Annotated in this window: 17 protein-coding genes and 1 riboswitch; of the genes, 13 read left to right on the top strand and 4 right to left on the bottom strand. The window is 36.9% G+C overall.

Features of this window, described 5'->3' with window-relative positions; all coding sequences use genetic code 11:
* Nucleotides 1–33: 33 nt before the first annotated feature.
* From AC2A1G_RS05190 to AC2A1G_RS05160, 7 genes are all read left to right on the top strand, one after another.
* Nucleotides 34–1677 carry an LIC_10190 family membrane protein gene (locus tag AC2A1G_RS05190; protein ID WP_484045874.1) on the top strand — a complete coding sequence of 548 codons (1644 nt, stop codon included), beginning with the start codon at nt 34–36 and terminating at the stop codon, nt 1675–1677.
* Nucleotides 1678–1720: 43 nt separating this feature from the next.
* Nucleotides 1721–2791 carry a chorismate synthase gene (gene aroC / locus AC2A1G_RS05185; RefSeq protein WP_484045873.1) on the top strand — a complete coding sequence of 357 codons (1071 nt, stop codon included), beginning with the start codon at nt 1721–1723 and terminating at the stop codon, nt 2789–2791.
* 12 nt (nt 2792–2803) lie between these two features.
* Nucleotides 2804–3367: a thioredoxin family protein gene (locus AC2A1G_RS05180; RefSeq protein WP_484045872.1), complete on the top strand. Its 564-nt coding sequence runs from the start codon at nt 2804–2806 to the stop codon at nt 3365–3367.
* A 124-nt stretch (nt 3368–3491) separates the two neighbouring features.
* Entirely contained in the window at nt 3492–4031 is a 540-nt protein-coding gene (locus AC2A1G_RS05175; protein WP_484045871.1) for a TlpA family protein disulfide reductase, read from the top strand.
* A gap of 144 nt (nt 4032–4175) precedes the next feature.
* The gene (locus AC2A1G_RS05170) at nt 4176–4517 is read left to right on the top strand and encodes a YkvA family protein (RefSeq protein WP_262149038.1); all 342 of its coding nucleotides are present in this window, start codon (nt 4176–4178) and stop codon (nt 4515–4517) included.
* A 131-nt stretch (nt 4518–4648) separates the two neighbouring features.
* Nucleotides 4649–6007 (top strand): orotidine-5'-phosphate decarboxylase, encoded by a 1359-nt coding sequence (gene pyrF, locus AC2A1G_RS05165; protein ID WP_484045870.1) that lies wholly within the window; start codon nt 4649–4651, stop codon nt 6005–6007.
* A gap of 258 nt (nt 6008–6265) precedes the next feature.
* Nucleotides 6266–9085 (top strand): aminopeptidase, encoded by a 2820-nt coding sequence (locus tag AC2A1G_RS05160; RefSeq protein ID WP_484045869.1) that lies wholly within the window; start codon nt 6266–6268, stop codon nt 9083–9085.
* 322 nt (nt 9086–9407) lie between these two features.
* Here AC2A1G_RS05160 and AC2A1G_RS05155 read toward each other — a convergent pair whose 3' ends face one another.
* Nucleotides 9408–10160 (bottom strand): T9SS type A sorting domain-containing protein, encoded by a 753-nt coding sequence (locus AC2A1G_RS05155; RefSeq protein ID WP_484045868.1) that lies wholly within the window; start codon nt 10158–10160, stop codon nt 9408–9410.
* A gap of 214 nt (nt 10161–10374) precedes the next feature.
* Nucleotides 10375–11232 carry a lamin tail domain-containing protein gene (locus tag AC2A1G_RS05150; RefSeq protein ID WP_484045867.1) on the bottom strand — a complete coding sequence of 286 codons (858 nt, stop codon included), beginning with the start codon at nt 11230–11232 and terminating at the stop codon, nt 10375–10377.
* A 197-nt stretch (nt 11233–11429) separates the two neighbouring features.
* On the opposite strand from AC2A1G_RS05150, the gene AC2A1G_RS05145 reads away from it, so the two are divergent.
* The 6 genes from AC2A1G_RS05145 to dusB all read left to right on the top strand — a co-directional run bounded on the left by AC2A1G_RS05145 (nt 11430) and on the right by dusB (nt 19121).
* Nucleotides 11430–14651 (top strand): hypothetical protein, encoded by a 3222-nt coding sequence (locus tag AC2A1G_RS05145; protein WP_484045866.1) that lies wholly within the window; start codon nt 11430–11432, stop codon nt 14649–14651.
* Between the two features lie 587 nt (nt 14652–15238).
* A riboswitch (TPP riboswitch) is annotated at nt 15239–15327 on the top strand.
* Nucleotides 15328–15396: 69 nt separating this feature from the next.
* Entirely contained in the window at nt 15397–16119 is a 723-nt protein-coding gene (locus AC2A1G_RS05140; RefSeq protein WP_484045865.1) for a class I SAM-dependent methyltransferase, read from the top strand.
* Nucleotides 16116–17165 (top strand): AIR synthase family protein, encoded by a 1050-nt coding sequence (locus AC2A1G_RS05135; protein ID WP_484045864.1) that lies wholly within the window; start codon nt 16116–16118, stop codon nt 17163–17165. The genes AC2A1G_RS05140 and AC2A1G_RS05135 overlap by 4 nt, the downstream gene beginning before the upstream one ends.
* Nucleotides 17165–17794 (top strand): thiamine phosphate synthase, encoded by a 630-nt coding sequence (locus AC2A1G_RS05130; protein WP_484045863.1) that lies wholly within the window; start codon nt 17165–17167, stop codon nt 17792–17794. Before AC2A1G_RS05135 ends, AC2A1G_RS05130 begins: the two co-directional genes overlap by 1 nt.
* A 4-nt stretch (nt 17795–17798) precedes the next feature.
* On the top strand, nt 17799–18065 hold the full coding sequence (locus AC2A1G_RS05125) for a Trm112 family protein (RefSeq protein ID WP_484045862.1): 267 nt from the start codon (nt 17799–17801) through the stop codon (nt 18063–18065).
* A 60-nt stretch (nt 18066–18125) separates the two neighbouring features.
* On the top strand, nt 18126–19121 hold the full coding sequence (gene dusB / locus AC2A1G_RS05120; protein WP_484045861.1) for a tRNA dihydrouridine synthase DusB: 996 nt from the start codon (nt 18126–18128) through the stop codon (nt 19119–19121).
* A 215-nt stretch (nt 19122–19336) separates the two neighbouring features.
* Here dusB and AC2A1G_RS05115 read toward each other — a convergent pair whose 3' ends face one another.
* On the bottom strand, nt 19337–19651 hold the full coding sequence (locus AC2A1G_RS05115; RefSeq protein WP_484045860.1) for a hypothetical protein: 315 nt from the start codon (nt 19649–19651) through the stop codon (nt 19337–19339).
* A 71-nt stretch (nt 19652–19722) separates the two neighbouring features.
* On the bottom strand, nt 19723–20610 hold the full coding sequence (locus tag AC2A1G_RS05110) for a mechanosensitive ion channel family protein (RefSeq protein WP_484045859.1): 888 nt from the start codon (nt 20608–20610) through the stop codon (nt 19723–19725).
* Nucleotides 20611–20616 lie beyond the last annotated feature (6 nt).

The raw sequence follows: 20616 nt of genomic DNA, 5'->3' as shown, positions 1-20616 counted from the left end.
TAAAGATTGCTTAATTTTAAGCAATCTTTTTTTATGCTTTTACTCATTTTATCCCTCATTCTACTTTTACCCACGTTGATTGGATGGGGTTTGATTGCCGAAAAAACATTTCATTTTAATCTGATTGAAGGCATTTCAGGGAAAATATTATCCGGCATAACACTATTAAGTTTACTTTTAACTGTAACTGCATTTTTTTTCGCCGTCAATGTTTACATTGAAGCAATCATCTTGTGTATCGGACTGTCATATTTCGTTAAAGAAAAATTTTATCAGAAACTATTTACTTTTTTTAAAAATGCAGGTTGGGCTTTTTATGCATCAGTAATCATCTGTGTTGCCTGCGCAAGCTTCTACCCTTTCATTCTGGATCATTTTGGATATTACATTCCTACGATCAGGTGGCTTTCTGAATTTGGTTTGATTAAGGGAATTTCAAATTTAGATCTTACACTCGGTCAAATGTCTGCGTGGCATATTTTCCAGACGGCATTTTCACATTTTTCCGATCCTTTTCTGAGAATCAATTTATTGGTTGCAGTTACCTATCTTATCTACATTTTTGAAAATAAAAACTGGATTCATCTGGCATTTTTCCCGATATTTCTATTCTTCCTTCAATCTCCAAGTCCGGATTTGCCTGCTTATGTTTTTTCGTTGATTGTTGTTCATGAGATATTGACTAAAATACAGATTAATTCCGGATTTCTTGCATTCAGCATTTTTATTTTCACAATTAAACCGACAATGATTTGGCTTCCGGTTTTTGTATTTCTAAATATGATTCTGAGAAGAGAAATGTCTTTAAAAATAATACTTTCAGGCACATTTGTTTTAAGTCTTTTCATTATTAAAAACATCTGGATTTTCGGATACCCTGTTTTCCCAATCACTGCTTTCAATTTAAATTTTCCATGGAAACCCAATCCTGAAATGATGAGACAAAGCTCTGAATACGCGGTTTTAAAAACATACGACGCTCAATATTCTTTAGAACAAATCAAAAACTTCAGTTTAAAGGAAAAAATTGTAAACTGGCTTTTTATTTCGGGAGTTAAATCAATATTTAATATCGGATTCCTTGCTTCTTTATTATTTTATGGAGTTTTTACATTTATTAAAAAAGAGAAAACGCATTATATCTTGTTTGGTTCATTGCTTTTAAAGTCAATTATAATTCTTTCATTTTCTGCGCAGTACCGATTTTATTTGGAAGTATACCCTGTAGTATTTATTGCGGTTTTTTATGCCCTCAACATCAAAAAGTTTTCAATTCTAATGTTCTCTACAGGTAGTTTGGCAACATTAAGTTTTCTGATCAACCCTGAAATTTTGAAATACCTTGTCCCAAGTTTTAGATTAGGAAACACAATGGGAAAGTTTCAAATTGCTCAACTGTACAAGCCAGCAGAATATTTCCACAATAGTTACAACAGTTTTAAGGTTGGAAATTTAAATTTAAACGTTTCAAAAAAATATCCTTTTAATTACGAAACGCCTGCGCCGGCAATCTCAGAGGGTTTTATGTTTGATTATCAAAAACTTGGAATATTTCCTCAATTGAAAAATACTAAAAACATTAAAGACGGATTTATTTGGAAAAAATTGGATCAAAAAGAAAAAAAGGAATTGGATAACGCTATAAAAGTCATTAAAAACAACTATCAGCAACCCTGATCTGCTTTTTTCTCATCTGAATAAATTTCGGTAATTTTGTACTATGTTTAACAGCTTAGGAAATCTTCTCAGCCTTACTTCCTTCGGGGAAAGTCATGGCACAGCTTATGGTGGAATTATCAATAATTTTCCGGCAGGCGTAGAGATCAGTTTAGAAAAAATTCAGGCAGAACTTGACCGCAGAAAGCCTGGCCAGTCGGCAATTGTAACGCAACGTAAAGAAAGTGATACCGTACAGTTTCTATCAGGAATTTTTGAAGGAAAATCTACAGGAACGCCTATCGGTTTCACCATCGAAAATGAAAATCAGAAATCGAAAGATTACGATCACATTGCCAGTTCTTACCGCCCAAGCCATGCGGATTTTACCTATGACCAAAAATTTGGAATTAGAGATTACCGTGGTGGAGGGAAATCTTCTGCTCGTGAAACCATCAACTGGGTTGTAGCAGGAGCTTTAGCAAAACAGCTTTTACCAGAATTTGAAATCAACGCTTATGTTTCTTCAGTAGGAGAAATTTTCTGCGAAAAGCCTTATCAGGCTTTGGATTTTTCTAAAACTGAAAGCAATGAAGTCCGTTGTCCGGATGCTGAAACTGCAGAAAAAATGATTTCAAAAATTAAAGAAATCAAAAAAGAAGGCAATACTATCGGGGGAACAATCACCTGTGTTATCAAAAATGTACCTGCAGGAATTGGCGAGCCCGTTTTCTCAAAACTACAGGCTGAACTGGCAAAAGCAATGCTTAACATCAATGCCTGTAAAGGTTTTGAATACGGAAGCGGTTTCTGTGGTGCAAAAATGACAGGCAAAGAGCACAACGATCTTTTTAACGAAGATTTTTCAACTAAATCCAATCTTTCAGGAGGAATTCAGGGTGGAATTTCCAATGGAATGGATATTTATTTCAGAGTCGCTTTTAAACCTGTTGCCACAATTTTACAGCCCCAGGAAAGTGTGAATAGAAGTGGCGAAAAGGTAACCGTGGAAGGAAAAGGGAGACATGATGCCTGCGTTCTGCCGCGAGCAGTTCCCGTGGTGGAAGCCCTTGCAGCTTTCGTACTTGCCGACCTTTACCTGATTAACAAAACAAGAAACATCAACAATTTTTAATATAAATTAGTAATGAAAAATTACTGGGACAACGCCATTTCTTTCGAAGAATATGTGCAAATCGGAAGACAAAGACTTGAAAATCCTGCAAATGAACAGGAAAAAGAATATAAACAATACTACGAACTCGGGCTTCAACGCATCGACAGAACGTGGAAAAAATATACACCGGATGAAGAGCAGCTTCAAACCTTGGAGTCAAAAAATTTTAAAGGAAAGATTTTAATTATCTCTGAAGCTTGGTGCGGTGACGCAAGCGCGACAGTTCCGGCGTTGGTGAAGTTTTTTGAAGGAAAAAATGAAGTAAAAATATTCCTTAGAGACAGCGATAAAAGCCTGATCAATCAGTTTCTGACAAACGGCACAGAATCGATTCCTAAAGTTCTAATTTTAAATGAAGACTTTAGTGTGAAAAATTCGTGGGGACCGCGTCCAAAATTCGGGCACGAACTTTTACTTAAGTTTAAGGCTGATCCCGAAGCGTATCCGAGGGAGACTTTCTACAATGATCTTCAACTTTACTATGCAAAAAACAGAGGTAAAGATGCTGTTGCAGAAATCCTTGAATTACTGTAAATTACAGAAAAATTAAATATGAAATCGCCTACTTTACAAAACAACCATCTCATTAAAGACAAAGCGATTGCATTACTTGTCCCGACTCTTCGGGATGACCTTTAAAAACAATAAATAAGTACATATGAAAAAAAACATTATTTATATCGTCATTCTGGTTATTCTGGGTTGCATCTTTTTTATTCCCGGTCTTCAGCTTAAACTGAAAGAAGCTTTTTTTCCGGTGGCTGCAATTGAAAAAGCGGTACACATCGCTCCTGAAGATTATGATGTAGAACTGAAAGGCATCAACGTGGCAAGTACCAATCTTAAAAACTTTAAAGACAAACCGATATTTCTGAATTTTTGGGGAACGTGGTGTCCGCCATGTCGTAAAGAGTGGCCATCCATCCAGAAACTGTATGACGGCAGAAAAGGTCATGTAGATTTTGTTTTGATTGCCATGAACGATCAGGAAGACGCTGTAAGAAAATATTTAAAAGAAAATAATTATACCGTTCCTGTTTATATTGCACAGAGTCCGATTTCAGAAAAACTGCTTCCAAAGGCTTTTCCCACAACATTTTTGCTGGACAAAACGGGGAGAATTATTATTAAAGAAGATGCTGCAACCAACTGGGATGCCGAAACCATTCATCAGTTCATTGATAATATCATTAAATAATTCTGATAAATTTTTTACTGAAAAAAGTTTTTTAATATCTAATAATGTGTATTTTAGACACCGAAAATTATCTTAACACTTTTTATTATTTGCTGGTACAGAATTTGTGAATTATAAAAATGTTAAATTAAAAACAAACACAAAATGAAATATTCTAAACTTCATCTTGCTAAAGAAGCAATTCGCCACAAAGGCTTTATCAAAAAAATTCCGGATATTTTCCGAATGGTGAAATTCTGGAGAAAGGGAATGTATCCCATGAGATCAATTGATGTGATTTTACCCATGTTGGGTTTACTTTACGTCATTTCTCCGATAGATTTAATTCCTGATTTTATCTTTCCCGTGGTGGGAGTAATGGATGATTTGGCGATTTTGTCGCTCGCAATTCCTAAACTCATTCGGGAAGTAGATAAATTTCTTCTTTGGGAAGCCGAAAGGAGATTGGGCGAAACCAAAATTATCGACGCTGAGATCGTAAAATAATAGCTCAGAAAAGTCATTTTCTTAAAAGGGAAATGACTTTTTTAATTTTAAAATAAATGACCGTGAAACGTCTAAGCGAGTCGTCATTTAAAATTCAAATCCTTAAATTTGCAGAATCTAATAAAAAATTAATGGAAAGTAAGAAAGAATTCTTTTTAGAATGCTACAAGCTGGGAATCATCAAATTTGGAAGATTTACTTTGAAAAGCGGTATCGAAAGTCCGTTTTATGTAGATTTAAGACCATTGGCATCAGACCCGAAAATCCTTAAAAACCTTGCCAATTATCTTTTGGAAATGCTTCCGCTGGATAATTTTGATTTGATTTGTGGTGTTCCTTACGCTGCACTTCCGATGGCTACGGCGATGTCTCTTGAAAGTTATATTCCATTAATTATTAAAAGAAAAGAGGCAAAAAATTACGGAACCAAAAAACTGATCGAAGGAATTTATCAAAAAGGACAAAACTGTCTTTTGGTGGAAGACGTAATCACATCCGGAAAATCTTTAATCGAAACCATTGCCGAAGTAGAAAATGAAGATCTGAAGGTTGCGGACATTATTGTGGTTTTAGACCGTGAACAGGGCGGAAAACAGCTTTTGGAAAGCAAAGGATTTAAAGTTCATACCCTTTTCAATATCTCGGAAGTCTGCACTATTCTTCAGAAAGAAGGCGAACTTTCAGACGATGAAGTGAAAAGAATTCAGGACTTTTTGAAAGGAAATCACATTCAGTTTGATGAGAAAAAAAGACTTTCTTATCAGGAAAAATTTGAAAATGCCCAGCATTCAGTTTCTAAAAAATTGTTGGAAACAGCTTTGGCAAAAGAATCAAATCTTATCGCATCAGCTGATGTGACAACGACTGACGAACTTTTGGCTTTGGCTGAAAAAGTGGGACCACACGTTATCGCTTTAAAAACACACATCGACATCATTTCAGATTTCGATTATGAAAAAACCATTGTTCCATTAAAAGCTTTGGCTCAAAAACATCGATTCTTATTAATGGAAGACCGCAAATTTGCTGACATCGGAAACACTCAGGAGCTTCAGTTTACCAGCGGCGTTTTCAAAATTACGGATTGGGCAGATTTTGTCACCTCTCAGGTCATCGGCGGGTATGAATCTCTGGATTGCTTTAAAAATGTAGGAGTTGTTGCGATTGTCGGAATGTCTTCGAAAGGAACTTTGACCACAAGCGCATACCGTGAAGAAGCTTTAAAAGTGGCGGCTTCGCATCCCAATGTGATTGGTGGCGTTTCTCAAAATCAGTTGCCGGACGAAATGTTGCTCTTTACTCCCGGAGTGAATTTAGCAGATTCAGGAGACGGAAAAGGACAGCAGTACAACACTCCGGAGCACGTATTTAAGACACTTCACACAGATTTCATCATCGTAGGAAGAGGAATTTACAAATCTGAAAACCCTGAAGAAGCAGCGCTTACGTATAAAAACGAAGGGTGGAAAGCATATCAGGATTCTTTGTAGAAATACATTGCATATCATAAGCTCCGCAGGAGCGAAATCAACAGCACAGGGTAATGCCCTGTGTTTTTCGTATCATTCAGTTAGAAAAAGCCATGAAAGGGCGAAATCAAAATCTCATTTTTAAAAAGATAAAACTTTTCGACCTGAAAAAACAGACTTTTGTGGATAAATAACCGTTCTTTTCAGACTAAAAATTAATTTAAAATATGATTAAATTTAAATCTAAAATACGTTATATTTGATGCTTTATCAGCCATTTTGAAAAAGTTCAGCATCGTTATTATTTCGTTTTTAGGGTTTGTACAGATTTCTGCACAGAAAGACAGTATTTTTATCAGTGCTAAACTTTCTCAAGACCGAAAAACACTTGACGTTGAACAGAGAATTGTGTACCACAACCACTCTGATAAAGATCTGGACAGCCTGAAACTTCTCAACTGGATTGCCGCTTACAACAACCGCAAAACCGCTTTGGTGTACAGAAAACTGGAAGACCGGAACAACAAACTTCATTTTGCAAAACAGGACGAACTCGGAAAATTACTTGAACTGAGCATTACCAGAGATGATCAGAACTTTTTAATTGAAAAGAAAAATACTGAAAACCTTTATTTACCGCTTCAAAATCCTCTAAAAGCCGGAGAAGAAATTGTTTTAAATTTAAAATATAAACTTCAGCTTCCCGATAAAAAATTTACGGGTTACGGGACTTCCGATATCAATACTTCGCTGAAATATTTCTTCATCGTTCCCGATCATTTTGATAGAGAAAATAATCTGAGCCGGAATTATCTCGATATTGAAGAATCTGTGAATTTCAATACCTTTTGGAAGATTGATTTGAATCTGCCTGCAGAATTTCAGGCTCAGGGAAATCTTGATCAGACCACCGACAATTCATTTGAAGGTTATCTTGATTCTGATCCGGAATTTATTATTTCGAAAGACAAATTTCCTGTTTTAAATATCGGTTCAGATAGTTTTAAAACAGAAATCAAACTCGGCTACAACATCAGTGAGCAGGAAAAACAGAATCTTGAATTTTTCCTTCCGCTGCAACTTAAATTTATAGAAGACAGAATCGGGACAATCCCCGAAAGGCTTTTTATTTCTGAAAAATTCAGGGCTAAAGAAGACTTCTTTGGAAACAATGATATCAAATTCTGGATATTTAATTTTAAACTTTTCACAGATGCTGAAAAAGCAGATCAGGACTATTTTGGAATCGTTTCTAAAAAAGTTTTAGATGAAAAAATTATCGCTGATAAACAAGATCATCACTGGTTCAAAAACGGACTGAAATCTTATCTTGAAATTCAATATTTAAAGAAATTTTACCGTGATGCGAAACTTCTGGGAAATCTCACCGAGACAAAGATTTTAGGAATTAAACCTGTAAAATTCTTCCATGCTTCAGAAGTAAAACTGCTTGATCGATATGGTTTGGCATATCAATATATCATGACTCAGAATCTCGATCAAAAAATTGGTGAAAGATTTTCGGAGCTGAGCAACTTCAACGATATGGCGATTTCCAACTTTGAGACAGGAAGTCTGTTCAGCTACACTGCCGATAAAATGGGGGAAAATCAGTTTAATGATTTGGTTAAAAATTACATATCAGAAAATACAGACACACAAATCAATCCCGAAGATTTCCTGAAAGATCTGGCTGAAAAAGAGAAATCTTCAGCTTATTTCAGTGATTTTTTAAAACAGAAAAACCGTGATAATTTCAGACTGAAAAATTTCAGAGCTAAAAAAGACGAAGCTCTGGAAGTTCGGATTGTAAAAAATACTGACCAAGCAATTCCTGTAAAACTTGAAACAGAAAATCGTGACGGTTCCAGAAAATCTTATTGGGTGGAAACGGAGAAAGGTGAAAGGCTTAAAACCTTCGAAATTCCGGCAGATAATCTTTATAAAATTACGCTGAACAACGGCTACATATTTCCTGAGCCCAATTACAGAGACAATTATCTTTACACAAAAGGTATATTCTCCAATTCAAAAAAGATCAAATTTAAACTCATCAAAGATATTCCGAATCCTGAGTTTAATGAAATATATTTAAATCCGAGAGTGCGTTTCAGCAATGCTTATGACAAATTTCTGCTTGGGATGAACTTTAGAAACGAATCTCTTTTCGATCAGAAATTTGCCTATTCCGTAACACCTTATTACAGCACAGGAACCGGAAAAATGGTAGGTTCGGGAGGTGTCTCCTACTCTTTTCTGCCGGCTGAAAGTTTTATCAGAGCTTTGACTTTCGGAGTTTCTGCGGCTCAGTTTCATTATGATTACAAACTGGCATATTCCAGAGCTTCAGCATCTGCGGGAATCAGTTTTCAGAAACCTCCGAGAAGTACTGTGAGTCGGGGAATAGCTGTTTCATACAACTATTATCAGCGGGATCTGAGTGCAAGAATGATAGCTAACCGCGATTATTCCAAGTACAATTTGTGGAGCGTGGGTTACGGATATACCGATAACCAAATGATTCATGAGAAAAGTGTAAGCATCAGCACTCAAGGGATGGAAGATTACAATAAAATCACAGCTGAAGCCTTTTACCGTTGGGAATTTGCCCCAAGACAGAAACTGAGCTTAAGACTTTTTGCAGGATATTTTGCAAGAAACGAAACCAGAAACAACACTTTCAATTACGGAATATCAAGAGTTTCAGATTATTCATTTTCGTACAATCTCTTAGGTCAAAGTGCTACGGAAGGACTGCTTTCCCAACAATATGTTTTGGCAGACGGAGGTTTTAAATCATTCATTCCAGGCTCCGTTAATCAATGGATTACTTCTTTTAATCTAGATACGAGTGTATGGAAAATGATACACGTTTACGCTGATGCAGGAGTTTATAAAAACAAAAACTTCGATCCAAAATTCATCTGGGATTCGGGTCTGAAAGTACGTGTGATCCCTGATTTTCTTGAAGTGTATCTTCCGGTACAGTCGAGTTTAGGATTTGAGCCTGGCTTTAAAGATTATGGCAAAAGAATCCGTTATACTTTGATTTTAAATCTTGGAACAATTATTAATGCTGCGAGGAGAGGTTGGTACTAAACCATTTTTGAAAATAAAAAATTCACCTTCACTACTTACTCAGTAAATTATTGTACAAATCTCACGAAAACACCTAACAAGTCTAAAAATTAGAAAACACCCTAACAGAAAGCTTCCCGCACCCCTGCAACAGCTTTGCCGGAAACCTTACAAGCCCGTCGCACCCCTGCAACACATTTGCCGGAACACGGGAAAGTTCAATGCGGCCGTGCAATAAACTTTCTCATAAAAGATTTAAATTTTCTAAGAGTGCAATGTATAAGCAGAAAAAAAAACAGCTGCATTTTCTACAGCTGTTCCTTATTTATATCTTAACTAAGAATTAGTCTTTTAAGATTTTCTGAGACACCGGCTGGTTGTTTACGATACCTGTAACGATATAGTTTCCTTTAGCCAGTTCAGCAACATTTAAAGTAGATCCGTTTTTCACATCACCTGTTTTAACGATAGCTCCTGATAAAGTATACACTTTAAAATCTTTTACATCAGAACCGAAAATGATTTCGTTGTTTTTAACCAAAGTGTTTTTGATAAAGTTTGGACTTACTTTTTTGAAATCTGCAACTGAAAGCCCATCTGCGGCTGTCCATGCAAAATTATCAATAGAAACCTGAGCACCTGTAGCAGCAACCCTTACTGTAACCGGATTTGCTGAATTGATAAGATAAGAGTAGTTGTAGACCGTAGTCTGTGCACCGTTACCTGTTCCGAAATCAGCAGTTTCATTCACCATGGTTCCGTTCACGTACAGCTGAATTGTTCTTGTTGCACCACCTGTAAAAGCTTTTTTATATTGAAAACTTAAGGTTCCAATTCCGTTCGGAAAAGAAATAGTTTGCCCTCCCGATCCCTCTCTGATAAGTGCAGTCATATCAGAAATTGTCACGTTATTGGTATTGGATTCTACGATACGGCCGTCGCTTAAATCCCATGTTGTACTATTGGCACCACTAAAACTGGCGGTCGTGTAGCTTGTTCCGGCTGTAGCTGTTCTTGTATCAAAATTTTCAGTTCCCTGTGCATGTACTGTCGCAGCAAACAAAACTCCTGCAACGATAGAATAAATCTTTTTCATAACTTTTAATTTTATTTTTTAGTTAATTAATAATTTACAGGGCAAAATTAGGGCTATAATTACGAAAAATTTAAAAATTACAATTACATAATTATTAATATTACTCAAACTAAAAGTGAATAAATAAAAGAGTTACTGTTTGATTTTATTTAAACTAACACCAAAAAAAACAGCTGCATTTCTGCAGCTGTCTGATATTTATATGACTTAAAAATTAGTCTTTTAAGATTTTCTGAGAAACCGGCTCTTTGTTTACAATACCTGTTACGATATAGTTTCCTTTAGCCAATTCAGCAACGTTTAACGTAGATCCGTTTTTCACATCACCCGTTTTAACGATAGCTCCAGATAAAGTGTAGATTTTAATATCTTTCACATCTGAACCGAAAATGATTTCGTTGTTTTTTACCAAAGTGTTTTTAATGAAGTTACCAGTTACTTTTTTAACATCTGAAACTGCAAGATTGCCTGTAGTTGAGTTTTGAGGTGTAGGAGTTCCTATTGTAAAATCAACACCATTATTATTTGTATCAACACCGTTTGTTCTTGAAGCTGACGTAGAATTAGACATAGCTCCAGCTACCGTTCCTTCAAATTGATTTGCAGTTCCTGTTCCTACGAAATCAATAACATGACTATCAGTTGGCGTTACAACTTGTACAACACCCTGAGCTAATGCAACTTTAACATTTGACCCCTGCATTGCAAAACCTGTGTTTCCTACTTGTCCGTTTGCAAAATTAACAGTGCTTGCAGGAATAAAATCAGGCGTTGGCAATGCTGCACCATTACCATTTCCTTCAGCTTCCTGAACTAAATATGTTTGTCCAGGTGCTAATGTAATAGTAGGTAGCTCCTGATAAACGTTAAAAGTACCTGCAGCAGAAGCATATTGTAGAGTTGCACCTGTAAGAGTTACAGGTGCTGTACCTCTGTTAATTAATTCAATAAAATCATGAGTGTGAGTAGCACCACCGTTACCACCACCGCCATATACTTCGTTAATTACGATTTGCGCATTTGCAAGAGATGCAATTGCAACAATACCTAAAACTGTAAAGATCTTTTTCATAACTTAATTTTTTATAAAATTTTAATAATTAATAATTTACGAAGCAAAATTAATGCTAAAATTCCTGATTACGCAATAAATAGATTAAATATTTGTTAATAATGCTAAAAATCATTTGTACCGTTTTTTTAGTTATTTTTACAACTTATTTCTGAGAGGGGTTGCGCAACTATTATATCACTTTTGTGTTGGTTATTATGGGATTATTTACGGGTAATGCTCAGATATTCACGTGGAAAAACCCCAACCTCCCCAAAGATTCCATAAAATCTGACAGTGCATTGGCCGCAAAAACAGACAGCGTTATTTTCACAAGACTCAGCCGCGATCTTTTTACCAAAGACACGATGGATTTTGTGAAAACCAAAAACAGAATTATCATCGATGAAGCTGTTTTGGCAAAGAATGATAAGTCAAGATTTTTGGGAGAATTGAATTCCAAAGGTTCCATTATTCGAGGGATCACTTTCGGGAATAATCAGGGGCAATCTGTGCAGAGTTCTATGGATCTTCAGATTTCCGGAAAGCTTTCTAAAGATGTTACCATTCTGGCGAGTATTTCAGATCACAATCTTCCCATACAGGCCGACGGTTACACTCAAACGCTTGAAGAATTCGACAAAATCTACATGCAGCTTAATATAAAGGATAAATCTATCCTTAGAGCGGGACATTTGGATTTGGTAGACAACAAAAACTATTTTGCAAAATACCAGCGGCGAAGCATGGGACTTCAGTTTCAGACTGAGTTCGGGAAAGAAAATAAAACATTTACCGACATCTCAATGGGTGTGGCCCGAAGTGAATTTCACCGTATCCGTTTTCAGGGTGTGGAAGGAAATCAGGGACCATACCGTCTTACCGGAAAAAACGGTGAACAGTTTATTACTTTAATTTCCGGTTCCGAGCAGGTTTTCATTGACGGAATTTTAATGAAGAGAGGTGAAAATCAGGATTACGTTATTAATTATAATACCGGCGAGGTCACGTTTACCAGTTTCAGACCAATCTTCCAGCAGAATTTTATTACCATTTCCTATAATTATACCAACAGAAATTATTCCCGATACCTTTTCACCGGAAAAGTAGAACACAAAAGGGAAAAGATGAGAATTGGCCTTAACTGGTTCATGGAAAATGACAATAAAAATGCTCCTTTAGCTTTAAACTTATCCAAAGAAGACGAGAAAATTCTTGCTGAAGCAGGGAACGATCCTAACCTGATGTATGCACCGTCAGCTGTGCAGACAGAATATGATGTCAACAAGATTCTCTATCGTCTGGTACAGGATCCGAATGGAAATTACTATCAGTTTTCTACCGATGCCACACAAGCTTTGTTTACACTTTCGTTTACGTTCTTCGGAGCCAATCTTGGTGATTATAAAGTGGCTCAAACCACCAACAACGGAAGGGTTTTCGAATACGTTGGTCCGAATATGGGAGATTACCGTGCCGTGAGAAAACTTCCTGCTCCGGAAAAATCTCAGGTTTATACCATGAATTCTGAATTTCTCTTAAAAGACGGAAAGATCGGTGCTGACTTTTCTTTAAGCAATTATGATATCAATCTTTTTTCATCGAAAGATTCCGATAAAAATCTGGGTTACGCAGGAAGAATTTTCGGGAATAAAACATTCGGCAAAAAGAACTGGAAAGGAACTCCGAGCTTCGAATATCAGTACATCGACAGGCAGTTCAGAATTTTAGATCGAATCAATGATGTAGAATTCTCCAGAGATTTCAACCTTGCTCAGGAATTCAGCAACAGAACGCAAAACCGTTTTATCTTCAGCTTTTTAAATAAATGGAATAACAAATCTGTTTTAAACTACAGACTCAATTACCTCGACGAAAGAGATTCTTACAAAGGAATCAAAAATGACCTTGATTTCGGATGGATTAAAAATAAATTCTTCACCAAAGGAAATTTATCTTACCTGAACACAAGTGCAACGTTGCAGGACACGAAATTTATCCGTGGAGGCGCTTCTTCTGAATACACCGGCAAAAAAGGCAGCTGGACGGTTGGCGGAAGCATGGAGCACAACGAAAAATACTACAATAACACTCAATTGATGGACGTTACGAGTTTTAGTTGGAGAGAAGTTTTTGTGCAGAAAAAAATTGGCGACAGTGCGAGAACCAGACTTTTGACCAAAGCTTATTTAAGAGATAACGATTCCGTGCGTGATAACAGCCTTCAGAATATCAACAGCATTTTAGGATTCATGGCGGAAAGTCAGTTGATTAAAAATGAAAAAACAACTTTAACTGCTTTGGTTCATTACAGAAAGTTTTTCAATTCTGCTGACCTTGCAGACCTAAGCAGAAACAATGATTTTGTAGTTGGAAACATACTTTATAATCAGCAACTTTTCAGAAACGGTGCAAGATTGCAGGCTTTCTATGAATTGGGGAATGGGCAGGAAGCGCAGCGGGAATTTCAATATATCAAAGTGACAGACGGACAGGGAGTTTACAAATGGACCGATTACAACGGCGACGGCGTGCAGCAACTTGATGAATTTGAGATTGCTGAATACTCAGATTTGGCACAGTACATAAGGGTTTACACCAATTCCGTGAGGTATTTGCCTTCCAATAAAAACAAACTTCAGCTGGCATTATTCGTTAATCCATCAATTGTTTTTGATTCTGAAAATAAGTTTCTGAAGCGCTGGAATTTCAATGTTTCCTTAAATTCCCAAAACTCCTATTTCAAGAGAGAGAAAGTTTTGGTCTTAAATCCTTTCGAGAAAAGTGATGACCAGATTTTAAAGAATCAGAATATTTTAACCTCAGTACAGTTTAATCCTACCGAAAAATCCGGCTGGAACGGAAATTATCGTTTTATCTCCAACAACAATCTCATCAATGCCAATTTCAGCAATGAAGAAAGAAAGCAAAAATCCCATTTTGTGAATCTTGGGTATTGGTTTAATAAAGAATTCAGAATCGACTGGGAAAACTCTGTGCATGAACTTAAAAACTCTTCCCAGCTTTTTTCAACCAGAGATTATATTTTAAATAATTTTGAAACGAAACCTAAGGCAACCTATAAATTTACCGATGCTGTTCAGGCAGAATTCTCATCCGCGTACCGTGAAAAGCAGCGTACAGACGGCGAAGAACTTTTGAAAGCTTTCGACATCACAGGAACCGTACAATGGGAGCGCAAGAAAACTTCCATCAGAGCCAATTTCTCATTCATCAACAATGATTTTACAGGAAACAGTTTCAGCATTGTTGGAAACCAAATGCTGGACGGTTTGAAACCAGGCAAAAACCAGGTTTGGAGTGTATTTATTCAGCAGTCTTTAAATTCATTTCTTCAGTTAAATTTAAATTACGAAGGGAGAAATTCCGGCGAGCGTACGATTCATATTGGAAGCATGCAGGTGAAGGCGAGTTTTTGAGTTGGAGGGTTTGAGAGTTTGAGCAGATTGTGCTTTCCCAGGTGTTTTGGAGTTTTCTGTTATGTCAGCAAATCTTTTATTAAACATTTTTGAAATGATTTGTGAGGAATTTAAAAGCGATTTCCGATGAGTTTTGAAATGCTTACTGATGAGTTTTAAATTGCAGGTGTGCTTTTTCGAAATGCAGGCGTGCTTTTTTGAAATGCTGGCGAGGATTTGCTCAAGTGTACGGCAGCATTTACTATAAAGGTTTCGTAGATTATTTTTTTTCTGAATTTTAAACCTTGTTCTTCTCCATGTTTTTCACCCACGTCTACTGATATTGAACCACTTCGTGGTTCGCAAAACTTTGATATTCTATTACCCTTATCTTTAAAATTGGGTCATTTCCCTTTTACCTTGGTTCTTCCCCATGGGTTTCACCCACGGCTAATGATATTGAACCACTTCGTGGTTCGCAAAACTTTAATACCTACTTACCCTTATCTTTAATCTTGGCTCTTTTTCCTTTTACCTTGGCTCTTTTCACATGGTTCTTTCTACTTTTTACTTGGCTCTTACACCACCTTTCCTTATCTTTGTTCACTAATAAATACACGGGGTGCCGCAAGGCTGAGATCATACCCGATGACCTGATTTGGATAATGCCAACGTAGGGATGTCTGCTTAAAATATTTTCATTTTATGCTTTATTCGTTCGCATGCTTATCCGTGGTCTGAACTGAATAAATCAACATAAAATAAAATGGAAGTAACAAAGTATTCCGGAGAACTTATCCCCCAACAAGACAAAAACTGGCAAGGAAGACCCGAGTGGTTTTTCAACCGAGAACATACCGACACTTACGAATTGTGGTATGAAGGCCGATACAAACGTGCCGAAATCTGGCAGAAAAAAGTAATGGAACAGCTCGTTTCCAAAGATCAGCGGGTGAAAACACTTTTAGAATTTGGTTGTGGCACTACCCGATTTACCCGCTGGTGGAAAAACATCGGGATTGAAGCGACGGGCGGAGACATTTCGCCTTTAATGTTATCACAAGCCGTTCATCTTTTTGAAGGCGATCTCGTGATGGCAGATTCTCATTTTATGCCTTTCAAAGATCATACTTTCGATTCCTTGGCATTTATCACAACATTTGAATATTACAAAGATCCTGTGAAAGTCATTCGGGAAGCTGCCCGTGTTGCGAAGTACGGAATCGCCATGGGAATGATGAACAGGAATTCTCCGAAGGTTGCACGAAGAAGAGTTCAGCAGCTGTTTGGAAAGAATCCTTTCTACGTGACGGCAACTTTCTATACTCCAAAAATGCTGACTGAAATTATCGATGAAGCTTTGGCCGGAAGAAAATATACGATCGAATGGACTTGTACCGGACTACCAAAATGGTTCCCCGTTCAGCAGTGGAATGTTCCCGTGGGCGATTTTTTTGGACTTTACATTCAGTTAAATGATGTGGAATGAGCGAGACATTAGGTAAAATAAATCATTCTCAATTTGAAGATTTTCTAAAGCAACGATGCGGAAAAAGGCGTGATGAAGTGCTCGTAGGTCCCGATTTTGGCGTCGATGTTTCGGTTGTAGATCTGCATGACGGAAAAGCGATGGCTATGACGAGCGATCCGCTTTCTCTGATTCCGTCTTTGGGATTGGAAGAATCGGCATGGCTGTCGGTGCATCTGATGGCAAATGATATGGCGACGACGGGCTTTGCTCCGATGTTTGGGCAGTTTGTTTTAAACCTTCCTGCTACTCTTTCTAAAAATGATTTCGAAATGTACTGGAATTATATTCATCAGTTCTGTAAAGATATCGGTGTAAGCATCACAGGCGGACATACCGGATTTATTGAAGGACAGAATTCTACCATGGCTGGTGGCGGAACTTTGATTACCGTTGCACCAAAAGATAAAATTTTAGTTTCAAAATATGCAAACGCAGGAGACTCAATTTTAGTAACCAAAACCAGTGCACTTTCATCGGCAGCCATTTTAGCGATGAGTTTTCCTGAGACCGTTAAAAATAAAATCGGAAAAGAATTTTACTATTCTGCATCTGCTTCCTTTTATGAAACCTCATCTTTAAAAGACGCTTTGACTGCCACGCAAGATGAAAATTCCGGAGTGACGGCAATGCACGATGTGACGGAAGGCGGCGTTTTGGGAGCTATTTACGAATTGGCAATCGCATCAGGAAACGGTGCTGAGATTTTTAATGAAAAACTTCCGATTGGAGAAGTACAATCGGCGGTTTGTGAACTGTTTTCTCTGAATCCAAGATATTGCATCGGCGCAGGTTCGATGATTATTACCTGTAAAAAAGAGAAGGTTTCCGAGATTATTTCAAGATTAGAATTAAATCAAATTCCCTGTGTAGAAGTGGGAAGAATTACAGATAAATCAAAAGGAATTAAATTAATTGAGCGAGAAATAGAAAGTGATTTAATTTATTTCGATGAAGATCCTTACTGGAAAGCATTTTTCAACGCTTATAAAAACGGATGGAAATAATGAGAAATTTAAAAATAGATTCCGGAATTTATGTCATCATAGATCCATCGATGGACGAGGAAATTCTTTTATCTAAATTGGATTTAATCGTAAAAGAAAAAATAGCAGCCATTCAGATCTGGGAAAATTTCAAAGACAATCAGAATATTGAAGAACTGCTTTTAAAAATTAATGAAAAAACTTCTCTACAGAACATTCCTTTAATCATTAATAATAGATGGGAATATTTAAAAAACATTCCGCTGGATGGAATTCATTTCGATGAAATCCCTGAAAACTTTAATGAAATAAAAAAAGAAATCAAGCGTGATTTTATTGCTGGAATTACCTGCAACAATGATCTTTCAACTATTAAATATGCTGAAAATCATCATTTTGATTACATTTCTTTCTGCTCGATGTTTCCATCCCAAACAGCAAACAGCTGTGAACTGGTGGATTTTGAAACTGTTCAAAAAGCGAAAAGTATTTTTAGCGGAAAAATTTTTCTTGCCGGAGGAATTGATTTAAATAATATTAAAAATTTCGATGAACTTATTTACGACGGAATCGCTGTTGTTTCAGGAATAATGAGTGCAGAAAATCCGTCTGAAACAATAAAAAATTATCATCAAAAAATTAAAAAGTAAAAAAATGAGAATAAAAACCATAGAAAAATTATGCTGTCCGTTTGACAAATCAGATTTAAAATTAACCGTGATCTCGCAGGATGAAACTGAAAATATTATCGAAGGTTTACTCATCTGCGACAACTGCAAAAGAGTCTACCCGATCATCAGTGGAATTCCGATTATGTCGCCTGACGAGTATCGTGAATTTAAACTTGAACAACCCATTTTAGAACGTTGGGAAAAACATTTGGAAGGTAAAAAAGTGGAAAATTTCAAGTTGATTTCATAGCGATAACAGCAATAGATAATTTCAAAATGCTGAAAGTTTAGAATTTCGTAAATTTGCAATATGATAAAAATAGGCAACATAGAACTGCCACAATTTCCGCTTTTGCTTGCTCCGATGGAGGATGTGAGCGATCCGCCATACAGAAGACTTTGCAAATTGCACGGTGCAGATATGATGTATTCGGAATTTATCTCTTCTGAAGGCTTGATTCGTGACGCGATGAAAAGCAGAAAGAAGCTGGATATTTTCGATTATGAAAGACCTGTAGGAATCCAGATTTTTGGTGGCGATGAGGAAGCGATGGCGATGTCTGCAAGAATTGTGGAAACGGTAAACCCCGATTTGGTGGACATCAATTTTGGTTGTCCGGTAAAAAAAGTGGTTTGCAAAGGTGCCGGTGCCGGAGTTTTGAAGGATGTTGATATGATGGTTCGTTTAACAAAGGCCGTTGTGAGTTCTACAAGCCTTCCTGTGACCGTGAAAACCCGTTTGGGATGGGACAGCAATTCAATCAATATCGATGAAGTGGCTGAACGTCTTCAGGAAACTGGAATCAAAGCATTGACGATTCACGCAAGAACCCGCGGACAGATGTACAAAGGGGAAGCCGACTGGGAACACATCTCAAGAATCAAGCAAAATCCTAATATTGAAATTCCTATTTTTGGAAACGGCGATATCGATTCTCCTGAAAAAGCTTTAGAATATAAAAATAAATACGCTTGTGATGGAATCATGATTGGCCGTGCCGCAATCGGCTATCCGTGGATTTTTAATGAAATCAAACATTTCTTTGCCACCGGAGAACATTTGGATGCACCAACGATTTCAGACCGACTTTTAGCGGTTCGCCAGCACGCAGAATGGAGTGCAGAATGGAAAGGCGAGAAACTGGGACTGATCGAAATGAGACAGCATTACAGCAATTATTTCAGAGGAATTCCTCATTTCAAAGATTTCAGAAGGAAGTTTCTTGAGGTTTATTCTTTGGTTGAAATGGATGAGGTGATTAAAGAGACTCAGGCGTTTTACGAGGAGTTTCAGGTTAAGGCTTAGGATAAGGTTGAGGTTTAGATCAAATTGAATCAATAAGTTTGAGAATAAATTGAGTTTCGCTTCAAAAAAATATCTGAACTGAAATCTATTTATTTGTCTTTATAAGATTTAAACAACCCTGCCAGCGTTTTGAACGCTGGCAGGGTTAGAGGATAAAAAACAAACCCATCAAGATTTTGATGGGTTTGTGCTTTTCCAAGTTGTTTTCAGGAAAATTATTTCTTGATATCAGTTTTTACATCCTGATAGGTTTTTTCTACAGCTTTTGCACCTTTTTTAGCAGTTTTTTCTGTCCAGTTTGCACCTTGCTTCACGCCTTTTTTAGTTGCAGAGGCTCCTTTCTTTGCCGTTTTCTCTGTCCATTTTGCACCTTGCTGTACACCTTTTTTAGTTGCGTTGGCGCCTTTTTTAGCAGTGTTACCCACCGCTTGAGCGTCTTTTTTCACCGCTTCTTTTACAGTTTGCTTTTCCTGTGCACTGGCAGAGAATGTGATCATTAAAACTGCCAGAATTGAAATTAAATTTTTCATCGATTTAAAATTTTTAAATTTTACTGAAGGAAACACAGCATTTTTTAAGCCAAATTTAAAAATCAACAATCCTACGATTCGCCGGATAATGAAGTAATATCGGTATTTGGATTGGAAATCTGAATGCTGGTGGGCGTTACAAGATGTACCCCATCTGCATCAAAACGGTCTTTTATTTTTGTTAAAACTTCATTTTTCACTAAAAGCATATTTGATCCAACCTTCATCCAGAATCTTACCTGCAGATTGAAAACGCCCTGTTTTAAATCTGTGTAGACCACATCTACATTTTCAGGACGGTCGAGTTCTTCGATGTTCTGTACGATTTCTAAAATTCCCTGTTTGGCTTTGTTAATGTCTTCATCTGCCGGAATTTCAAAATTCAAAATAATTCTCCGCTGTGGTGAAGAAGTAATATTATAAAAGGGAGCATTAAAAATAACCTGATTCGGAATAAAAACTTTTTTTCCGTCGTCAGTCGTCATTTTTGTAGTAAGAAGTCCGATGTCGAGAACTGTTCCGGAATGGTTTCCGATGGTAATGTAATCTCCGACTTTGAAGGCTTTGTCAATACCAATCAGCATTCCCGAGAATATACTTGAAACCAAATCCTTCAAGGCCACCCCGGCGATAACCCCCGCAACTCCTAAACTTCCGATAAATTTCCACAAGAAACTGCTGAATCCCATGATTTCGAGTGTAATGAAAATTCCGATGACCAAAATTAAAAATCTGAAAACAGCAACGGTGGTAGTAACAGAAGCTTCCGCTGTGCTTTTTGGGAAAAATTTATGAAAAAGTTTTACTGCGATTTTACTTAAATATTTACTCGTCAAAAGAAAAAATGAAAATACAATTGCGCCGACAATCAATTTTGGAGTAAGTCTTGCAAACGCAACATACCAGTTTTCAAGGACTTTAGTAATTGTATCGATGTACCCGTGAGGATTAAATTCCATAAGAAT

The sequence above is a fragment of the Chryseobacterium sp. HNCC26DJ240 genome (genome assembly GCF_057180485.1).
This window is presented reverse-complemented; position numbering and strand designations above follow the sequence as displayed.

Bases quoted from the DNA above. Each gene is read 5' to 3' on its own strand.
- AC2A1G_RS05190 (WP_484045874.1), top strand. From the start codon at position 34: ATGCTTTTACTCATTTTATCCCTCATTCTACTTTTACCCACGTTGATT.
- aroC (WP_484045873.1), top strand. From the start codon at position 1,721: ATGTTTAACAGCTTAGGAAATCTTCTCAGCCTTACTTCCTTCGGGGAA.
- AC2A1G_RS05180 (WP_484045872.1), top strand. From the start codon at position 2,804: ATGAAAAATTACTGGGACAACGCCATTTCTTTCGAAGAATATGTGCAA.
- AC2A1G_RS05175 (WP_484045871.1), top strand. From the start codon at position 3,492: ATGAAAAAAAACATTATTTATATCGTCATTCTGGTTATTCTGGGTTGC.
- AC2A1G_RS05170 (WP_262149038.1), top strand. From the start codon at position 4,176: ATGAAATATTCTAAACTTCATCTTGCTAAAGAAGCAATTCGCCACAAA.
- pyrF (WP_484045870.1), top strand. From the start codon at position 4,649: ATGGAAAGTAAGAAAGAATTCTTTTTAGAATGCTACAAGCTGGGAATC.
- AC2A1G_RS05155 (WP_484045868.1), bottom strand. From the start codon at position 10,160: ATGAAAAAGATTTATTCTATCGTTGCAGGAGTTTTGTTTGCTGCGACA.
- AC2A1G_RS05150 (WP_484045867.1), bottom strand. From the start codon at position 11,232: ATGAAAAAGATCTTTACAGTTTTAGGTATTGTTGCAATTGCATCTCTT.
- AC2A1G_RS05145 (WP_484045866.1), top strand. From the start codon at position 11,430: ATGGGATTATTTACGGGTAATGCTCAGATATTCACGTGGAAAAACCCC.
- AC2A1G_RS05140 (WP_484045865.1), top strand. From the start codon at position 15,397: ATGGAAGTAACAAAGTATTCCGGAGAACTTATCCCCCAACAAGACAAA.
- AC2A1G_RS05135 (WP_484045864.1), top strand. From the start codon at position 16,116: ATGAGCGAGACATTAGGTAAAATAAATCATTCTCAATTTGAAGATTTT.
- AC2A1G_RS05130 (WP_484045863.1), top strand. From the start codon at position 17,165: ATGAGAAATTTAAAAATAGATTCCGGAATTTATGTCATCATAGATCCA.
- AC2A1G_RS05125 (WP_484045862.1), top strand. From the start codon at position 17,799: ATGAGAATAAAAACCATAGAAAAATTATGCTGTCCGTTTGACAAATCA.
- dusB (WP_484045861.1), top strand. From the start codon at position 18,126: ATGATAAAAATAGGCAACATAGAACTGCCACAATTTCCGCTTTTGCTT.
- AC2A1G_RS05115 (WP_484045860.1), bottom strand. From the start codon at position 19,651: ATGAAAAATTTAATTTCAATTCTGGCAGTTTTAATGATCACATTCTCT.
- AC2A1G_RS05110 (WP_484045859.1), bottom strand. From the start codon at position 20,610: ATGGAATTTAATCCTCACGGGTACATCGATACAATTACTAAAGTCCTT.